The organism is Geothermobacter ehrlichii, assembly GCF_008124615.1.
Lineage (GTDB): Bacteria > Desulfobacterota > Desulfuromonadia > Desulfuromonadales > Geothermobacteraceae > Geothermobacter > Geothermobacter ehrlichii.
The window spans coordinates 80,249-92,513 of the sequence record NZ_VNIB01000002.1 but is presented as its reverse complement, the minus strand read 5'-3'; the positions used below and the strand labels follow the sequence as shown (position 1 = coordinate 92,513).

The following is a 12,265-nucleotide window of genomic DNA, read 5'->3' as shown; positions in this document are numbered from 1 at the left end:
TTTACAGGATAGCGTCGCGCAAGGTCTTGGAATTGAGAAAGAATTCAAACAGCTTCTGTCCGTCGGCAGCGGCGATGTCCCGCTTCAGTTCGCCGAGAAAGTTCTCGTAACGCTCGAGCATTTCGAGCAGAGCCTGCCGGTTGCTCAGGGCAATGTCGCGCCACATGGCAGGATCGGACGAGGCGATGCGGGTGAAATCCCGGAAGCCGCCGGCCGAGTATTCGAGAATGTTCTCCTCGAAATGGTCGTAGGAGCCGACGGCGTTGACCAGGGTGTAGGCTATCATGTGCGGCAGGTGGCTGATGGCCGCCAGAATCCGATCGTGCTTGTCGACATCCATGACCACCACCTCGCTGCCGACCGTTTCCCACATCCGGCGAATGAGCGCGGTCGCTGCGGCCGGTGTCCTTTCAGTCGGGGTAAGGATGCAGCGGCGGTCACGATACAGGGTCGGAAAGGCGGCGGCGGCGCCGCTCTTTTCGGTCCCGGCGATGGGATGACCAGGGACAAAGGCGACCTCGCCGGACAGGTACGGCTCGATCCGTTCGACGATCTCCCCCTTGACGCTGCCACCGTCGGTGAGGATCGCGCCCGGTTTCATGGCCGGAAGAACTCGGCGGGCAAGGTCGGGAATGGTCATGACCGGGGTGGCCAGAAAGACCACGTCGGCCTGCTGCACGCCCTCTTCCAGCTCCCGGGTGATCTTGTCGACGACCCCGAGCTCCAGAGCCAGGTTCAGGTTGGGCAGTCCCCGGCCGATGCCGGTCACCTCACCGACACAGCCTGCCTCCTTCAGAGCCAGGGCGAGAGAACCGCCGATCAGGCCGACGCCGACAATGGCGAGCCGGTCGATGAAAAATCGGTCTTGAGTAGACATCAGAGCACCTTGGGATAGGATCCGAGAATCTTGAGAAACTGGCAGTATTTACCCAGATCGCGAATGGCGTCGGCCACTTCCTGGTCGTCAATATGACCATCGAGATCGAGAAAGAAGATGTATTCCCAGGCCTTACTGCGCAGTGGCCGGCTCTCGATCTTGCACAGGTTGATCCCTCTCTGGCTGAAGGGTTCGAGCATGCGGTAGAGAATGCCCGGTTCGTCCTTGACGCTGAACATGAGCGAGGTCTTGTCCTTGCCGCTGCGCGGCGGCGTGTTGCGGCCGATCACCAGAAACCGGGTAAAGTTGTTCGGATTGTCCTCGATCTTCTTCTTCACCACCTTCAGCCCGTACATGGCCCCAGCCTGCTCGCTGGCGATGGCGGCGGCATTTTCGTCCTCGGCAACGATCCGGGCGGCAAGAGCCGTGCTGGCGACATCGACCAGACTGGCGTCCGGCAGGTTCTCTTCCAGCCAGCCCCGACACTGGGCCAGCGCCTGTGGATGGGAGACAACCTTGCGGATATCCTGCATCCGTCCGCTGCGGGAAAGAAGGTCGTGGGAGATTTCGAGCAGAATCTCGGTGATGATCTTCAACTCCGAATCGAGGAACATGTCGAGGGTGTGATTGACAATCCCCTCGTTGGAGTTCTCGACCGGCACCACCCCGTAGTGGGCCCGGCCGCGCCCTACCTCCTCGAACACGGCGGGAATGCTCTTTTGCGGAACCAGCTTGGCCGAATGCCCGAACTGCTGCATGGCGGCGACATGAGTGAAGGTCGCCTGCGGGCCGAGAAAGGCGACCTTCATCGGCTCTTCGAGGGAAAGCGAGGCCGAGATGATCTCGCGGAAGACCCGACGCACCCCTTCTTCGGGGAATGGGCCGCTGTTTTTCAAGATCAGCCGGTCGAAAATGGCCTTCTCCCGGCTGGGAACGTAGAAGTCGGCGCGGGCTCCCTTCTTGGCCTTGCCGACCTCGATGACCACCTTCGCCCGCTGGTTGAGCAGGTCGAGAATGCGATCGTCGATGGCGTCGATCCGTTCACGCAGCCGCTGCAGATGTTTCTGGTCCATGCCTTGGCTCCCCCTTTCAGGCGGAACGAAACATTAGCCGATTCACCGGCAAAAAGCAAACCTACCGCCCCCGTTTGCAGGACGCCAAACAATTGTTCGACCGCCTCATCCCGGCGCCAGGATCCACAGGTCGTTCTTGATTTTCGCCCCGCGAACCCCGTAAACTGCTGCGACGCCCCGCGAAGGGACCATCGCCACTCTCAAGGAGCCTGCAACCCATGCCTGTCGCCGACAAGATTCAGACCTTTATCGACCGTTCGTCCTGGATTCGCAAGATGTTCGAGGAGGGCGCCCGCCTCCGGGAAATCCACGGACCGGAAAATGTCTTCGATTTCACCCTCGGCAACCCGACGGTCGAGCCACCGCCCGCCTTCCACCGGCGGCTGCGCGAGCTGGCCGCCAACCCGGAACCGGGCATGCACCGCTACATGAGCAATGCCGGTTACGACGAAACCAGGGCCGCGGTGGCGGCGCGGCTGAGCCGGGAAAGCGGCCTGACCGTCACCGGCGACCAGGTGATCATGACCTGCGGCGCCGGCGGTGCCCTGAACGTGGTGCTCAAGACCCTGCTCAATCCCGGCGACGAGGTCATCATCCTCACCCCCTACTTCGTCGAATACAAGTTCTACATCGACAATCACGGCGGCTGCGCCAAAGAGGTGCCGACCGGCACGGATTTTCAGCTCGACCTGGCGGCCATCGAAGCCGCCCTCGGCCCGAAGACCGCCGCCATCATCGTCAATTCGCCCAACAACCCGACCGGCGTCGTCTACCCGGCCGAGGATCTGCGGCGGCTCAACGCCCTGCTGCAGCAGCACGAAAAGAAGACCGGCCGCGCAGTGGTGGTCATTTCGGACGAACCCTACGCCCGCATCGCCTATGACGGCATCCGGGTGCCGTCCGTCTTCAGCTGCATCGACAATGCTGTCATCGTCACATCCCACTCCAAGGACCTCGCCCTGCCGGGCGAGCGCATCGGCTTTCTCGCCGCCAGCCCCAAAATGGCCGACTGCGAGGCCTTCATGGCCGGAGCCGTCTTCTGCAACCGGGTTCTCGGCTTCGTCAACGCTCCGGCCCTGGCCCAAAGGCTGGTGGCCGGACTGCAGGAAGAGAGCGTTCCGATCACGCCCTACCAGCAGAAACGGGATCTGCTCTACGAGCGCCTGACCGGACTCGGCTTCAGGATGGTCAAGCCGGGCGGCGCCTTCTACCTCTTTCCGCAATCGCCCATCGAAGACGACGTCGAATTCGTCCGCCGCGCCCAGGCGCGGAACATCCTGCTGGTTCCGGGCAGCGGCTTCGGCGCGCCGGGCTACTTCCGCATCGCCTACTGTATCGACCTCGAGGTGATCGAGCGCAGTCTGCCGGCGTGGGAGCAACTGGCGGCCGACTTCAATCTGGCCTAGGCCAAAGGAAAAAATCGATACGGCGGTTCATGCCGCCGGAGATGCCGGCCGCAGGTCTTTCAGCCGCAGCTGCAGACTGACACGGCCGTTCCAGCGGTTGAAGGCGGGGGTGAAGAGAATGTCGTGGAAACCGCGCAACGACTCCGCCTGCGGTCCCATGTTGAAGGCGATGGCCGGCAGGCTGGTTCCAGCCTGCCGCACCAGACAGCGCAGATGTCTGCCGTCGCCGACCGTTTCGATCCGGTGCAGCTCCACCTGTTCGGCGACAAAGACCGGCTCCGGATTCCCCATGCCGAAAGGCGCCAGGCGCTCCAGCTCGTCGACCAGTTCCGGATCGATCTCGTCCAGCTGCACCACGCCGTCATGGAGCAGAACCGGCCGCAGATCGTCGGCGGCCAGAAGCTGTCTGGCCGTTCGTTCGAAGGCAGCCGCCAGCTCCCCGACCGCCGAACGCGACAGCGAAAAACCGGCCGCGTACTCGTGGCCGCCGAAGCCGGAAAGATGGTCGGCGCATTGCTGCAATCCCTGGTAGAGGTGAAAACCGCGGATCGAACGCCCCGATCCCTTGCCCAGATCCCCGTCGAGAGCGATCAGCAGGGTCGGCCGTCCATAGCGCTCCACCAGGCGACTGGCGACGATGCCGATGACACCCTGGTGCCAGGAGTCATCCGCCAGCACGATGGTGTAATTCTCCGGTAAACCGGCAAGCTTTTGTACCGCCGCGTCGAAGGTCTGCTGCTCGATCTGCTGCCGCTCCCGGTTCCAGGCATCCAGGCGCTCGGCCAGTTCCCCGGCCTGGCGTGCATCCTCGCTCAGCAGCAGACGCACACCGGTTGCCGCATCCTCCAGCCGGCCGGCGGCATTGAGCCGGGGAGCCAGGCGAAAGCCGACGGCGCCGGCTGTGACCTCGCGTACGCCGGCGACCCGTTTCAGGGCGCCGATACCCGGACGGGGCTGCCGCTCCATCAGCCACAGACCGTGCCGGACGAAGGCCCGGTTGATCCCCCTGAGCGGAACGAGGTCGGCGACGGTGCCAAGAGCAACCAGATCGAGCCAGTCGCGCAGGTCCGGCTCCGGCCGGCTGGCGAACCAGCCCTGTTGCCGCAACCGACGGCGCAGGGCGACCAGCAGCATGAAGGCCACCCCTACCCCGGACAGGTACTTGTCGGGAAAGGCACAGCCCGGCTGGTGGGGATTGACCAGGGCGGTGGCCCCGGGAAGCGTCTCGGGAGGCTGATGGTGATCGGTGATGATCAGATCGAGGCCGAGGCTTGCGGCCAGCTCGGCCTCCTGCAGGGCCGAAACGCCACAGTCGACGGAGACAACGACCCGGCTTCCCTGTCCGGCGGCCTGTTTCAGCGCCGCCGCGGAGAGTCCGTAGCCGTCCTTCAGGCGCAGGGGAATATGGTAGTCGACCCGGCCACCGAGCCGGCTCAAAACGGCGACCAGCAGGGCGGTGGCGGTGATGCCGTCGACATCGTAGTCGCCGTGCACGGCGATTGCCTCATCCCGCTTGAGGGCGGCGGTCAGGCGCTCGACCGCCTCCGGCATGCCGCGAAGCAGAAAGGGGTCGGGAAGATCGGCCAGACGCGGGCTGAAGAAAGCCCTGGCCGCGGCTTCGTCATCAATCGCCCGGCCGAGCAGAACCCTCGCCGTCAGAGGATGGATGCCAAGGGCCGACACCAGCCGGCCAACCGCTTCGGAGGACGTCTCGTCCCTGGACCGCCAACGGCGAAGCTGCACCGGCTTCATCGCGGTCCGGCTCCATCGACCGGGGCTTTCAGCAGGGGCTGAATCTCGATCCGTCCGAGATAGGGATCGCGCTGGCGATCGAACAGCAACTCCCCGATGCGCTCCGGCTCCGTACCGCCCCACCAGTTGCGACCCGCCGGCACATCCTCCGGAACCTCTTCGCCCAGCACCAGATGATAATCGACCGCGCTGACGAAGTTGTTGTACTCGATGTGCACCTCTTTCGGATGCGCGGTAATGAAGATGCTGCGGCCGTTGTCGACAAATTCGTTGTGACAGATCACCGGTGATCCATAATGAAAACGGATGCCGCTGCCGTTTCGCTCGAAGCGGTTGTGCTCGATCAGAATCTCGCTGGAATGAAAGCGCACGGCGATCCGGTTGCGACGAAAAACGCTCTGTTCGACGTAGACGGTGGAATTCTGGGCATGCAGGGCGCTGTCGGCCCCCTCGAAACGGCAGTAGGCGAAGACTGCTTCGGAACTGTCGCCGATGTTGATTCCGCCCCAGCTTCCGGGCGCGATGGTCCGTGTCGCCGGCCGGAAGCGGATGGGGGCCTGTGCCGTTCCGCGAGCATCAATGACTCCCCGGACGATCAGCTCGGATCCGGTGAAATTGGGATGCTCCCGCCAGCGGTCGTCACCGGGCGCGGGAGAATGGAAAATGACCTCCGTTCCCGGAAGGATGGTCAGCCGGCTGTCTTCCGCCAGCACCAGATCGCCGGCAATGTCAACCCTCCCCTGCCAGACGACATCCCCGTGCAACACCTCCGCCCGGTATAGACGCGCAGGGGTGCAGGCGGTCAGCAAGGTGATTGCCAGCAACGATATGAGCGACAGCAGACGCATCGATCGCAAAGGGAAAAGTCCCCGAAAACAGACGGCCGGGCTTGCGCCCGGCCTCCTTACCTATTGCCCCGCCGACGGAGCCGGCTGACCCGCCGGAATCGGCGGATGGGACTTCAGAAACTCGAGTTCCTTGCGCACCTGCTCGGCACCGGGACCGGAAGGATTGAGAGCGAGAAACTTTTCCCACGCCTTGACGGCATTGGGAAAATCCTGCAGATCGTAGCGATAGACCACTCCGAGGTTGTACAGGCTCTGGGCATGTTGCGGATCGATTTCGGCCGCCTTCTCGAAGTTGGCGATCGCCCGGTCGAACCAGCCCATCCGGCGGAACATGATCCCCTGGTCGGTCAGCACGTTGGGATCGTTGCCATCGAGCTCCAGCGCCTTGCCATAGGCCTCGATCGCCTTCATCGGCTGCTGGGAATCGAAATAGGTGTTGCCCAGCTGCACCCAGGCGTTGCGATTCTCCGGCTCCTTGGCCAGCAGTTCCTCCAGTCGGCGGATATTCTGCTGATGGTTGACGACCGGCGGCGCCTGAACCGGCGGCGCCGTCACTACCGGGCCACCACCACCGACCTTGGTTCCAATCATGAAGCCGACCAGGATGCCGACGATGAAGGCAATGATGGTGAAGACCAGGGTTTCCTTGTTTTTCATCAGGCCTTACCTCCCACCGCCTTCACCTCGGCGCGGCGGCGCTTGACGTCCTGCCAGAGGATAAGCAGGGGACTGGCGACGAAGATGGACGAATAGGTGCCGATGACGACGCCGACCAGAAGGGCGAAAGCGAAGTTGTGGATCACCCCGCCGCCGAAGATGAAGAGCGCCAGCACCACCAGCAGGGTCGTGCCGGAGGTGAGAATGGTGCGCGACAGGGTTTCGTTGATGCTGCGATTGACGATAATGGGAAAGCGTTCCTTGTGATAGCGCCCCATGTTCTCACGGATACGGTCGTAGACGATGATGGTGTCGTTCAGCGAATAACCGATGATGGCGAGAAAGGCGGCGATGATCGGCAGGTCGATCTCCTTGTTGAACAGCGAGAAGGCGCCGAGGGTGATCAGCACGTCATGCACCAGGGCGAGCACGGCGCCGACGGCGAACCGGAACTCGAACCTGAGGGTGATATAGATCAGGATGGCGATCATGGCGAAGAGAACGGCTTTCATCCCCTTCTGCCGCAGGTCCTTGCCGACCTGTGGGCCGACCATTTCGACCCGGCGGATATCGACCTTGCCGGCGCCGTAACGCGCCTCGAGCGTCTCCTTGACCTTCTTGCCGAGCCCCTTGAGCTCCGAACTGGTCGCCTGGGCACGGATCAGAAATTCGTTGGCGTCATCCCCGAACTGCTGGACGACAACGCCACCCATGTTCAGAGGCGCCAGGGCCTCCTTGATCTCGGCCGCCGAGGTGGTTTCGGCGAACCGGACCTGCGCCAGGGAGCCGCCGGCGAAATCAATGCCGTAATTGGGCCCGCCCTTGACCACCAGGGAGACGAGGCCGACCAGAATCAGCAGTACGGAAAGGCCGAACGCCAGCTTGCGCTGGCCGACGAAATCGAAATTGACATCCGGTTTGATCAGTTGCATGGCCGCCTCCTTCTCAGATGCTCAGGCTCTTGACCTGGCGGCGGTCAAGGAAGAAATCATAGATCAGACGCGTAACATAGATCGCCGTGAACATCGAGGCGAGAATGCCGATGGAGAGCGTCACGGCAAACCCCTTGACCGGCCCGGTACCGAACTGGAACAGAACCAGGGCGGCGATCAGCGTAGTCACGTTGGCGTCGACGATGGTCAGAAAGGCCTTGCCATAGCCGGCGTCGATGGCGGCGCGGGGGCTCTTGCCCAGGCGCAGCTCCTCCCGGATCCTCTCGAAGATCAGCACGTTGGCGTCGACCGCCATGCCGACGGTGAGCACGATACCGGCGATGCCCGGCAGGGTCAGAGTCGCCTTGAACAGCGCCAGCAGTGCCATGATGAAGACGACGTTGAGGATCAGGGCAATGTTGGCGATGACGCCGGAGAGGCGATAGTAGGCCACCATGGCCAGCAGCACCAGGATGCCGCCGATGATGATCGACATGCGGCCCTTGTCGATCGAATCCTTGCCGAGCGAAGGCCCGACGGTACGGTCTTCGAGAATCTTGACCGGCGCCGGCAGGGAGCCGGCACGCAGAACGATGGCCAGGTCGGTCGCCTCCTGTTCGGTGAAGGAGCCGCTGATCTGGGCACTGCCGCCGGAGATCCTCTCGCGGATGACCGGCGCCGAGTATACGGTGTCGTCAAGCACGATGGCCATGCGCCGGCCGACATTCGCCACCGTCACCTGATCGAAGCGCTTGGCGCCGATGGCGTTGAAATCGATGGCCACATAGGGTTCGTTGAAGCGGGAATCGATGCGGACCTGGGCGTTGGACAGCAGATCGCCGGTCATCACCGCCTTGCTCTCGACCACGATGGGAGTCTCGGTCACCGCCCCCGTCCGCCGGTTGACGTTGCGCAGGTAGAGCACCTGGGCGCCGCGCGGCAGATTTCCTTTCAGCGCCTCCTGCGGGTTGACATCGTCCAGGACCATCTTGAATTCGAGCCGGGCGGTCTGGCCGAGCAGGGAAATGGCCCGTTCCGGATCCTTGATCCCCGGCAGCTGGACCAGAATCCGGTTGCCGCTCTGCAGCTGCAGGGTCGGCTCGGAAACGCCGAACTCGTCAACCCGGTTGCGCAGGGTTTCCAGGGCCTGGCGGATGGCATAGTCGCGGATACTGGCGATTTCCTGGTCGCTGAGCCGGTAATGCTTCTGGATATAGCCCCCCTCGGCGGGCAGGGTCAGCGCCTCAAGGCTGGGGAAATTCTCCTGCATGATGGCATCGACCTGGCGGGCAGCCTCCTCGTCATAGACGATGACGGCCAGACGGTCGACCTGCTGCCGCTCCACCCGCTTGTAGATGACATCCTTCTCCTTGAGCAGCCCCTCTACCTGGTCGACGAGACTGTCGATTCGCGCTTCAACGGCCTTGTCCACATCGACGCCGAGAACCAGATGCATGCCGCCCTGCAGGTCGAGCCCCTTCTGGATCGGCGCAAAGGCGTCAGGCCACCAGCCCGGCAGGCTATCCTTGCCGACCAGGGTCGGCGCCAGGGCGACGAATGCGAGCAGCAGGCAGAACAGGACCAGCAGGCCCCGCCACTTCAAACTCCTGGACATGACAGATTGAACTCCTTTCAGGGGAACATGCGCCGGTCGGGCCGGCTTTGACTGGCCGTTGCCGCCAACGGACTACTGGTCGCTGTTCTGTCCGGGTACGGCCACGATGGAGCTGCGACTGAACTTGACCTTGACGCCCTGGGCGATCTCGACGGTCACCACGTCGTCAGCCAGGGCACTGATGCGGCCATGGATGCCGCCGGCCGTCGTCACCTGGTCACCGACCTTGAGATTCTCGATCAGCTGCCGGTGCTGCTTGGCCCTTTTCTGCTGCGGACGGATGAGCAGAAAATAGAAGATGGCAAACATGATGACGAGCATGATGATGCCGCTGTAAGGGTTCTGCTGCGCTCCTGCGCCGCCGTTGGCCGCCATGGCGTAAGCAGTTGAAACCATGTGTTCCTCCTTGGCTGGGTCTTTCGTTGATTGATAAATGATAAAACGTTTCGGCCGGCAGTCTCCGGTCCGTCAGGACTCCACATTCTGTCGGCGTGCATGAAACTCTCTGCGAAACTCGCCAAAACGGCCGGCCTCGATCGCGTCCCGGGCGCTGGCCATTAGGTGCAGATAATAGTGCAGATTGTGGTGAGTATTCAATACCGATGAAAGAATTTCATTGGCCTGAAACAGATGTCGCAGATACGCCCGGCTGTAATGTCGGCAGACATAGCAGCTGCAGTTCTCGTCCAGAGGGCGTTCATCCTCGCGATAACGGGCCTGCTTGATGCTGATTTTGCCGCGGCTGGTGAACAAAACACCGTTGCGGGCGTTGCGGGTCGGCATGACACAGTCGAACATGTCGGCTCCGCGGGCGATACCCTCGATCAGGTTCTCCGGCGTACCGACCCCCATGACATAGCGGGGAGCCTCTTCCGGAAGCAGCGGCAGGCTGTACTCCATGACGTCATACATCAGGGAGGTCTCCTCACCGACCGACAGTCCGCCAAGTGCATATCCCTCGAAGCCGATCGCCATCAGCTCCTCGGCGCTTCGCCGTCGCAGGTCGGGCTCCATCCCTCCCTGCACGATGCCGAACAGAGCGGCGCCGTCCCCTTCCCTCCGCGCATGGCGACACCGTCGGGCCCAGCGGCCGGAACGGGCGGTGGAAGCAGCGACATAGGCCCTGTCGGCCGGATAGGGGATGCATTCGTCGAAAGCCATAATGATGTCGGCACCGAGCGCCTCCTGGATGGCAATCGACTTTTCCGGCGTCAGCTGGTGCCTGCTGCCGTCGAGATGCGACTGGAACACGGCCCCCTCCTCGTCGATCCTGCGCAGTTCGCCGAGGCTGAAAACCTGAAACCCGCCGCTGTCGGTCAGGATAGGACCGTCCCAGTTCATGAACCGATGCAGCCCGCCAAGGCGCTTGATGAGTTCATGCCCCGGCCGCAGATAGAGATGGTAGGTATTGCCGAGAATGATCTGGGCGCCGATCTGCCTCAGGGTCTCGGGCAGCATCCCCTTGACAGTGGCCTGGGTACCGACCGGCATGAAGACCGGTGTTTCGACCACGCCACGCCGGGTCTGCATCCGCCCCCTGCGGGCACAAGTCTCGCCATCCCGGGCAAGCAGCTGAAAATGAAATCCCTGTCTGTCCATTCTCTTCGGTCGCGAACCTGCGCTCACAGGATGAGCATGCAGTCTCCGTAGCTGAAAAACCTGTACCTTAGCGCAACCGCCTCCCGGTAGGCCCGCAGAATCCGCTCCCGTCCGGCGAAGGCCGACACCAGCATCAGCAGGGTCGATTTCGGCAGATGAAAGTTGGTGACCAGGGCGTCCACCACCCGGAATTCGAAACCGGGATAGATGAAAAGGTCACTGAAGCCGCAGCCGGCTTCGACACGGCCACTTTTCCTGGCTGCATCCTCAAGGGCGCGTGTGACCGTGGTGCCGACCGCAATCACCCGGCCGCCGTTCTCTCTGACCCGGGCCACAGTCGCGGCCGTTTCCGGCGGGATGTCGTAGAACTCTTCGTGCATCCGGTGCTGGCGGATATCGTCGCAGCGCACCGGCAAAAAGGTGCCGATGCCGACATGGAGGGTCAGGGTGCATACATGACAGCCCCGGTTCCGGATCCGCTCCAGTACCTCGGGCGTAAAATGCAACCCTGCCGTCGGCGCCGCCACCGCCCCCTCGTTGCGGGCGACAACGGTCTGGTAGCGCTCCCAGTCTGCCGGCTCCGGCTGGCGACGGATATAGGGCGGGAGCGGCAGCCCGCCGATCTCGTCGAGCACCTGCCGGAACGATCCGGGGCAATGGAAGCGAAGAATGCGGAAGCCATCCCCCTGGTCTCGCACCACTTCGGCCCGCACATCGGGCGCGAAAACGATATCCACACCGGGCCGGACCGGTCTGGAGGACCGGGTCAGACAGAGCCAGCTCTCGTCATCGCCGATCCTGCGCACCAGCAGGACCTCGACCTGCCCCCCGGTCTCCTTCCTGCCCTGGAGCCGGGCCGGCATGACCCGCGTGTCGTTCAGAATCAGGCAATCACCAGCAGCAAGGTAATCGACGAGATCGGGGAACCGGCGGTGAGCGATCAGGTCGCCGGCCCGGTCGACCACCAGCAGCCGGGAGGCATCCCTCTTTTCAACCGGCTGCTGGGCGATCAGCTCCTCGGGAAGGTCGAAATTGAAATCATCCAGTCGCATGCGATTCCGGGCCAGTCGATTCAGCAGGGCGTCAGTCGGAAACGGGGGACTAACAAGACCATACTCGACGGCGAAAGTCAACGCAGTTCAACCGGCCAGGTCCAGCTTCCACTCCGCCATCGGACCTAGCCGCCGGTCGCCAGATAGACCACCAGCAGGCCGGCCATCATGCTCAGAAATCCCGTCAGGCGCAAAGAACCTTCCGGAAGCGTCGACAGCCGCAGGACGAAACGCCGCATCCGTTCGGGAGACAGGAACCAGGGAACTCCCTCGAAAACCAGCATCAGGCCGAAACCGAGCATCAGTTTTTCCATAAAAACCTTAAAATTTTCTATATCTTGGATGGCAGATTAATTGCAACAGACTGAGCTTGTATAGCACGGGACCATTCTTGATTGCACCGGTGCACCCTGTCAATACTTCGTCCGGCGGCGGGAACCGTCATGTTTTCAGA

12 protein-coding genes are annotated in these 12,265 nt (G+C 62.7%); 1 reads left to right on the top strand and 11 read right to left on the bottom strand.

Features of this window, described 5'->3' with window-relative positions; all coding sequences use genetic code 11:
• Window position 1: 1 nt before the first annotated feature.
• Window positions 2-877, bottom strand: a complete 876-nt coding sequence (locus tag EDC39_RS03095; RefSeq protein ID WP_148894789.1) for a prephenate dehydrogenase — start codon at window positions 875-877, stop codon at window positions 2-4.
• Entirely contained in the window at window positions 877-1,950 is a 1,074-nt protein-coding gene (gene pheA / locus EDC39_RS03090; protein ID WP_148894787.1) for a prephenate dehydratase, read from the bottom strand. The genes EDC39_RS03095 and pheA overlap by 1 nt, the downstream gene beginning before the upstream one ends.
• A gap of 218 nt (window positions 1,951-2,168) precedes the next feature.
• Between pheA and EDC39_RS03085 the strand changes: the two genes are divergently transcribed.
• Window positions 2,169-3,356 (top strand): pyridoxal phosphate-dependent aminotransferase, encoded by a 1,188-nt coding sequence (locus EDC39_RS03085; protein WP_148894785.1) that lies wholly within the window; start codon window positions 2,169-2,171, stop codon window positions 3,354-3,356.
• Between the two features lie 27 nt (window positions 3,357-3,383).
• Here the strand turns inward: EDC39_RS03085 and recJ are convergent, their stop codons facing one another.
• From recJ to EDC39_RS03040, 9 genes are all read right to left on the bottom strand, one after another.
• The gene (gene recJ, locus EDC39_RS03080) at window positions 3,384-5,108 is read right to left on the bottom strand and encodes a single-stranded-DNA-specific exonuclease RecJ (RefSeq protein WP_148894783.1); all 1,725 of its coding nucleotides are present in this window, start codon (window positions 5,106-5,108) and stop codon (window positions 3,384-3,386) included.
• Window positions 5,105-5,872, bottom strand: coding sequence for a right-handed parallel beta-helix repeat-containing protein (locus EDC39_RS03075; RefSeq protein WP_187426615.1), 768 nt, complete (start codon window positions 5,870-5,872; stop codon window positions 5,105-5,107). The genes recJ and EDC39_RS03075 overlap by 4 nt, the downstream gene beginning before the upstream one ends.
• 144 nt (window positions 5,873-6,016) lie before the next feature.
• Window positions 6,017-6,613 carry a tetratricopeptide repeat protein gene (locus EDC39_RS03070; RefSeq protein ID WP_148894779.1) on the bottom strand — a complete coding sequence of 199 codons (597 nt, stop codon included), beginning with the start codon at window positions 6,611-6,613 and terminating at the stop codon, window positions 6,017-6,019.
• Window positions 6,613-7,545 carry a protein translocase subunit SecF gene (secF, locus tag EDC39_RS03065; RefSeq protein ID WP_148894777.1) on the bottom strand — a complete coding sequence of 311 codons (933 nt, stop codon included), beginning with the start codon at window positions 7,543-7,545 and terminating at the stop codon, window positions 6,613-6,615. The genes EDC39_RS03070 and secF overlap by 1 nt, the downstream gene beginning before the upstream one ends.
• Before the next feature lie 13 nt (window positions 7,546-7,558).
• On the bottom strand, window positions 7,559-9,160 hold the full coding sequence (gene secD, locus EDC39_RS03060) for a protein translocase subunit SecD (protein WP_148894775.1): 1,602 nt from the start codon (window positions 9,158-9,160) through the stop codon (window positions 7,559-7,561).
• Between the two features lie 72 nt (window positions 9,161-9,232).
• Window positions 9,233-9,556, bottom strand: coding sequence for a preprotein translocase subunit YajC (yajC, locus tag EDC39_RS03055; RefSeq protein ID WP_148894773.1), 324 nt, complete (start codon window positions 9,554-9,556; stop codon window positions 9,233-9,235).
• 72 nt (window positions 9,557-9,628) lie between these two features.
• A complete protein-coding gene (gene tgt, locus EDC39_RS03050) occupies window positions 9,629-10,759 on the bottom strand; it encodes a tRNA guanosine(34) transglycosylase Tgt (RefSeq protein WP_148894771.1) in 1,131 nt (376 codons plus the stop codon).
• Window positions 10,760-10,782: 23 nt separating this feature from the next.
• The gene (queA, locus tag EDC39_RS03045) at window positions 10,783-11,811 is read right to left on the bottom strand and encodes a tRNA preQ1(34) S-adenosylmethionine ribosyltransferase-isomerase QueA (protein ID WP_148894769.1); all 1,029 of its coding nucleotides are present in this window, start codon (window positions 11,809-11,811) and stop codon (window positions 10,783-10,785) included.
• Between the two features lie 125 nt (window positions 11,812-11,936).
• On the bottom strand, window positions 11,937-12,125 hold the full coding sequence (locus tag EDC39_RS03040) for a DUF2065 domain-containing protein (RefSeq protein WP_148894767.1): 189 nt from the start codon (window positions 12,123-12,125) through the stop codon (window positions 11,937-11,939).
• Window positions 12,126-12,265 lie beyond the last annotated feature (140 nt).

Bases quoted from the DNA above. Each gene is read 5' to 3' on its own strand.
- EDC39_RS03040 (WP_148894767.1), bottom strand. From the start codon at position 12,125: ATGGAAAAACTGATGCTCGGTTTCGGCCTGATGCTGGTTTTCGAGGGA.
- secF (WP_148894777.1), bottom strand. From the start codon at position 7,545: ATGCAACTGATCAAACCGGATGTCAATTTCGATTTCGTCGGCCAGCGC.
- yajC (WP_148894773.1), bottom strand. From the start codon at position 9,556: ATGGTTTCAACTGCTTACGCCATGGCGGCCAACGGCGGCGCAGGAGCG.
- pheA (WP_148894787.1), bottom strand. From the start codon at position 1,950: ATGGACCAGAAACATCTGCAGCGGCTGCGTGAACGGATCGACGCCATC.
- recJ (WP_148894783.1), bottom strand. From the start codon at position 5,108: ATGAAGCCGGTGCAGCTTCGCCGTTGGCGGTCCAGGGACGAGACGTCC.
- EDC39_RS03095 (WP_148894789.1), bottom strand. From the start codon at position 877: ATGTCTACTCAAGACCGATTTTTCATCGACCGGCTCGCCATTGTCGGC.
- EDC39_RS03085 (WP_148894785.1), top strand. From the start codon at position 2,169: ATGCCTGTCGCCGACAAGATTCAGACCTTTATCGACCGTTCGTCCTGG.
- tgt (WP_148894771.1), bottom strand. From the start codon at position 10,759: ATGGACAGACAGGGATTTCATTTTCAGCTGCTTGCCCGGGATGGCGAG.
- queA (WP_148894769.1), bottom strand. From the start codon at position 11,811: ATGCGACTGGATGATTTCAATTTCGACCTTCCCGAGGAGCTGATCGCC.
- EDC39_RS03070 (WP_148894779.1), bottom strand. From the start codon at position 6,613: ATGAAAAACAAGGAAACCCTGGTCTTCACCATCATTGCCTTCATCGTC.
- secD (WP_148894775.1), bottom strand. From the start codon at position 9,160: ATGTCCAGGAGTTTGAAGTGGCGGGGCCTGCTGGTCCTGTTCTGCCTG.